Source organism: Polaromonas sp. P1_G4 (assembly GCF_056405475.1).
Genome location: NZ_JBFUCA010000448.1, coordinates 1 through 3,604, shown reverse-complemented (window position 1 = coordinate 3,604; position 3,604 = coordinate 1). Strand labels below are relative to the sequence as shown.

General features: G+C 60.0%; 4 protein-coding genes. 2 read left to right on the top strand and 2 right to left on the bottom strand.

Annotation, left to right across the window (positions count from 1 at the left end; all coding sequences use genetic code 11):
• The first annotated feature begins 7 nt into the window (after positions 1 to 7).
• A complete protein-coding gene (gene ygiD / locus AC1D1X_RS18480) occupies positions 8 to 850 on the top strand; it encodes a 4,5-DOPA-extradiol-dioxygenase (protein ID WP_477698840.1) in 843 nt (280 codons plus the stop codon).
• A gap of 131 nt (positions 851 to 981) precedes the next feature.
• Here the strand turns inward: ygiD and AC1D1X_RS18475 are convergent, their stop codons facing one another.
• Together AC1D1X_RS18475 and AC1D1X_RS18470 are read right to left on the bottom strand one after the other, a co-directional pair.
• Positions 982 to 1,584, bottom strand: coding sequence for a nucleotidyltransferase family protein (locus tag AC1D1X_RS18475; RefSeq protein ID WP_477669129.1), 603 nt, complete (start codon positions 1,582 to 1,584; stop codon positions 982 to 984).
• Complete coding sequence (locus AC1D1X_RS18470; protein WP_477669130.1) at positions 1,568 to 2,764, bottom strand: amino acid aminotransferase; 1,197 nt, start codon at positions 2,762 to 2,764, stop codon at positions 1,568 to 1,570. The genes AC1D1X_RS18475 and AC1D1X_RS18470 overlap by 17 nt, the downstream gene beginning before the upstream one ends.
• 219 nt (positions 2,765 to 2,983) lie before the next feature.
• Here AC1D1X_RS18470 and AC1D1X_RS18465 point away from each other — a divergent pair.
• Positions 2,984 to 3,604: DEAD/DEAH box helicase family protein (locus tag AC1D1X_RS18465; protein WP_477698839.1), on the top strand; the 621-nt coding region annotated here is incomplete at its 3' end.

Sequence of the window (3,604 nt, the reverse complement as noted above, 5' to 3'; positions counted from 1 at the left end):
TCCCCCGATTGACGCCTCCTCGCTGGATCAACTGGCCTCCCTGAAGAAATCAGACCATATGCCGGTCCTTTTTGTGGGCCACGGCAGCCCGATGAACGCCATCGGCGACAACGAGTACCGGCGCAGCTGGCAGGCGCTGGGCGCCGAATTTGGGTCGAAATTCCCCAGGCCGCAGCTGATTCTGTGCATTTCCGCCCATTGGCTGACCGAAGGCTGGTGGCTGACGGCCATGGACAAGCCCAAAACCATCCACGACTTTGGCGGCTTTCCGCAGGAGCTCTTCGACCAGCAATACCCCGCGCCCGGCGACACCGCGGCGGCGCAGGTGATCAGCCAATTGGTCAGGCAGCGCGCGTCGGCGCCGCTCGGCCTGGACGAAGGTGAATGGGGACTGGACCACGGTGCCTGGTCGGTGCTCAAGCCCATGTTTCCGGATGCGGACATCCCGGTCATCCAGCTCAGCATGGATTACAGCCGGGCGCCCGAGGAGCACTATGCGCTGGCAAAGCAGTTAAAGGCGTTGCGGGACCGCGGCGTGCTGATCGTGGCCAGCGGCAATATCGTGCACAACCTGCGCCAGATGCAGCGGGGGGCCGCGGGTAACCAGGCCTACGACTGGGCGCTGGAGTTCGACCAGACGATTGGTGGCTATCTGCAGCAGGGCAATCTGGACGCATTGCAGAACTTCCAGAAGCTGGGCCAGGTGGCGAAGATGGCGCACCCCACCCATGAGCACTACCTTCCGCTGCTGTACACCGCAGGCGCGGTTGATGCGAAGGAGCCGATGCGGTTTTTCAACACCAGCTTTCAGGCCGGCTCCATTTCCATGCGGTCGGTTGTTTGGGGATGAATCTGTTGGAGCGGAGTGTCAGGTAGCTTGAGGCGCTATTGAATTGATAGCTGCTTGCGCCCGTCAGTCATGGGCTGTAACCTATTTTCTTTGAGGAGCCTGGCTTTTGCCACTGCCGTGCTGGGGGCCGGTCAGGCCACTTCCGGATGGATAACCTGCAGCCAGCTCCAGCGATCCCGATAAGCCTTCGCTTTTTGCTCGAACAGCGGCAGGTGGTTGCACAGCGGGTTGGGGCTGAGCTTGCCCTCGTACAACTGCGCCAGGCCGTTGGGCGCATAAAGCTCTACATCCGTCCGCTCCGCAGTATTTGCCCTTAAGCCGACACACGTACAGCTCACCAGAAACCGGTCAATACCATCGCGGGAGCTTTGCAGGGCGGGGTAGGGGAAACCGAAATACTCCTCATACCAAGTATGGACCCTGGCCTGGTTTTTGGCTTCCACCACAATGCCCCGGCCCGCAAAGCGGGCGCTGACACGTTCATTGACGGCTGCTTCGCCCGCGCCTGAAAGGTCTGCAGCGTCAAAGTAAAACAGGTCGTAGTCTTTGATGTGGGCTTCGGGCGATTGCCCCGAGTGCAGGTTCCAGATTGTCTGGAAGAGGCATCCCGCCACCAGCCATGCGTCAGGCAGTCCCAGCGCAGGCAGGTGTTCCAGAATGAACCGGTTGTGGCGGTTTTTCAGCGCGTCCCGGATGAATTCATCCGGGAGTACGGCCTCAGACGACCTTGGCAATCGACGCGCAGACGTAGTCGATGTTCTTGCTGTTCAGGGCGGCTACGCACATGCGGCCGGTGTCGGTGCCGTAAACGCCGAATTCATTGCGCAGGCGCACCATCTGGTCCTTGCTGAGGCCCGAGTAGCTGAACATGCCGATTTGTGCGGTAATGAAGCTCATGTCCTGCTTGACGCCGGCGGCCTTCAGGCCGTCCACGAGCTTTTGGCGCATGGCCTTGATGCGCACACGCATTTCCGCCAGTTCCTGCTCCCATTGGATACGCAACGCGGGGGTATTGAGCACCGTGGCCACCACCATGCCGCCATGGATCTGCGGGTTGCTGTAGTTGGTGCGAATGACCAGTTTGAGCTGCGACAGCACGCGGTCGGCTTCGTCCTTGGATTCGCACAGAACCGACAAGGCGCCCACGCGTTCGCCGTAGAGGCTGAAGCTTTTGGAAAAGGACGTCGACACGAAAAAGCTCAGGCCGGCAGCCACAAATTTGCCGATGACGGCACCGTCTTCTGCGATGCCGTGGCCAAAGCCCTGATAGGCCATGTCGAGGAACGGCGTGAGCTTTCGCGCCTTGACGGCCGCGATCACCTGGTCCCACTGGGCCGCGGTGATGTCGTAGCCGGTCGGGTTGTGGCAGCACGCGTGCAGCACGACGATGGTGCCTTCGGCGGCTGCATTGAGGGCGGCGAGCATGCCCTCGAAGTTGACGCCGCGCTTGGCTGCATCGTAGTAAGGATAGCTTTCAACCACGAACCCGGCCTGGCTGAAAAGCGCGCGGTGGTTTTCCCAGCTTGGGTCGGAAATCAGGACTTTGGCATTGGGGCTGAGCTTTTTCAGGAAGTCGGCGCCGATCTTCAGGCCGCCCGTGCCGCCAATGCCCTGTGCAGTGGCCACTCGGCCGCTTTTGACGGGCTCGCTGTCGACGCCGAAAACCAGACCCTTGACGGCAGCGTCGTAGGCGGCGATGCCATCAATGGGCAGGTAGCCGCGTGCCTTGGGAGATTCCATCATGAGTTTTTCTGCCGCCTGAACGCATTGCAGCAGGGGGAGTTTGCCGTTGTCGTCGTAGTACACGCCTACGCCCAGGTTGACCTTGGCAGGGTTAGCGTCGGCGTTGAACTGCTCGTTCAGGCCCAGGATGGGGTCACGCGGGGCCATTTCGACAGCGGTAAACAAAGACATGAAATATCCTCAGAGAAGTAAAAAGAAGGCGAAAGCGACGATAGGGGGTTCAGGTCACGGATTTAGGTCACAAGCTGACCGGAAAAAAGGCTACAAGAGGTGTCAAAAAGCGATAGCGGGGCAACTACAAGGCGAATAGGGATTGCAATTTCCATTTTCGGCCGAATGTCGTATTCTGTTTGGTTGCCCTGAATTTTAACGGGGCTTGATCGAGGTTTTATGCCAGAAGCTATGGAAGTCATAACTGATTCAGTCAACACCGACCCCGCTGCGGGCCAGTTCGTGCGTTTCCCGGATTCGCCGTTCGAGCTGTTCCAGCCCTATCCACCTGCGGGCGACCAGCCCACGGCAATTGACCAACTGGTCGAGGGCATCAACGACGGCGAGGTGTTCCAGACCCTGTTGGGCGTGACCGGCTCCGGCAAGACCTTCACCATGGCCAATGTGATTGCCCGCCTGGGTCGGCCGGCCATCGTGTTTGCGCCCAACAAGACGCTGGCCGCGCAGCTTTACAGCGAGTTCCGCGAGTTTTTCCCGAAAAACGCGGTCGAGTATTTCGTCAGCTACTACGACTACTACCAGCCTGAAGCCTATGTGCCGCAGCGCGACCTTTTCATTGAGAAGGACTCGGCCATCAACGAACACATCGAGCAGATGCGCCTGTCGGCCACCAAGAGCGTGCTGGAGCGGCGCGACACCATCATCGTCGGCACGGTCAGCGCGATTTACGGCATAGGTGCGCCTGAGGACTACACACAAATGCGGTTCATTGCGCGCATCGGCGACAAGATGGGCCAGCGCGACGTGATCGCCAGGCTGATCCGCATGCAGTACACGCGC